Origin of the sequence: Marinobacter vulgaris (assembly GCF_003344045.1) — a bacterium.
In the GTDB taxonomy this organism is placed as follows: Bacteria; Pseudomonadota; Gammaproteobacteria; order Pseudomonadales; family Oleiphilaceae; genus Marinobacter; species Marinobacter vulgaris.
This window is the reverse complement of record NZ_QFWX01000026.1, coordinates 1-1,204: the sequence shown is the minus strand read 5'-3', so window position 1 is coordinate 1,204 and position 1,204 is coordinate 1. Positions and strand designations below refer to the sequence as shown.

1 protein-coding gene and 2 pseudogenes are annotated in these 1,204 nt (G+C 55.5%); 2 read left to right on the top strand and 1 reads right to left on the bottom strand.

Annotation, left to right across the window (positions count from 1 at the left end):
- Positions 1-271, top strand: a pseudogene (locus DIT71_RS17605) (Mu transposase C-terminal domain-containing protein); the annotation flags it as partial.
- Between the two features lie 46 nt (positions 272-317).
- Positions 318-1,022 carry an IS6-like element IS26 family transposase gene (locus tag DIT71_RS17600; RefSeq protein ID WP_001067855.1) on the top strand — a complete coding sequence of 235 codons (705 nt, stop codon included), beginning with the start codon at positions 318-320 and terminating at the stop codon, positions 1,020-1,022.
- Here the strand turns inward: DIT71_RS17600 and DIT71_RS18465 are convergent.
- A pseudogene (locus tag DIT71_RS18465) lies at positions 968-1,204 on the bottom strand (hypothetical protein); the annotation flags it as partial. The gene DIT71_RS17600 and the pseudogene DIT71_RS18465 sit on opposite strands and share 55 nt — an antisense overlap.

Genomic DNA, 1,204 nt, shown 5'->3' with positions numbered 1-1,204 from the left:
CGAAAACAAGGCCGCCCTGACGCTGCGCGAGCTAGAGCGCTGGCTCACATTGGCGGTCGGCACCTACCACGGTTCGGTGCACAACGGCCTGCTCCAACCGCCGGCCGCGCGCTGGGCCGAGGCCGTGGCGCGTGTCGGCGTACCGGCCGTCGTCACACGCGCTACTTCGTTCCTGGTCGATTTTCTGCCGATCCTCCGGCGCACGCTGACCCGCACCGGCTTTGTCATCGACCACATCCACTACTACGCCGATGGGCACTGTTGCAAATAGTCGGTGGTGATAAACTTATCATCCCCTTTTGCTGATGGAGCTGCACATGAACCCATTCAAAGGCCGGCATTTTCAGCGTGACATCATTCTGTGGGCCGTACGCTGGTACTGCAAATACGGCATCAGTTACCGTGAGCTGCAGGAGATGCTGGCTGAACGCGGAGTGAATGTCGATCACTCCACGATTTACCGCTGGGTTCAGCGTTATGCGCCTGAAATGGAAAAACGGCTGCGCTGGTACTGGCGTAACCCTTCCGATCTTTGCCCGTGGCACATGGATGAAACCTACGTGAAGGTCAATGGCCGCTGGGCGTATCTGTACCGGGCCGTCGACAGCCGGGGCCGCACTGTCGATTTTTATCTCTCCTCCCGTCGTAACAGCAAAGCTGCATACCGGTTTCTGGGTAAAATCCTCAACAACGTGAAGAAGTGGCAGATCCCGCGATTCATCAACACGGATAAAGCGCCCGCCTATGGTCGCGCGCTTGCTCTGCTCAAACGCGAAGGCCGGTGCCCGTCTGACGTTGAACACCGACAGATTAAGTACCGGAACAACGTGATTGAATGCGATCATGGCAAACTGAAACGGATAATCGGCGCCACGCTGGGATTTAAATCCATGAAGACGGCTTACGCCACCATCAAAGGTATTGAGGTGATGCGTGCACTACGCAAAGGCCAGGCCTCAGCATTTTATTATGGTGATCCCCTGGGCGAAATGCGCCTGGTAAGCAGAGTTTTTGAAATGTAAGGCCTTTGAATAAGACAAAAGGCTGCCTCATCGCTAACTTTGCAACAGTGCCCTTCCGGCATACCTGCCAGGCGAAGCCGTTCCAGAACGCCTTTAATTTGCGTGGAAGTACCACCGGTGCTGGATAACAGAAGGAATTCACTCTGTGCTTCCACCCAGTCCGGAATGGTAATATCGATAAG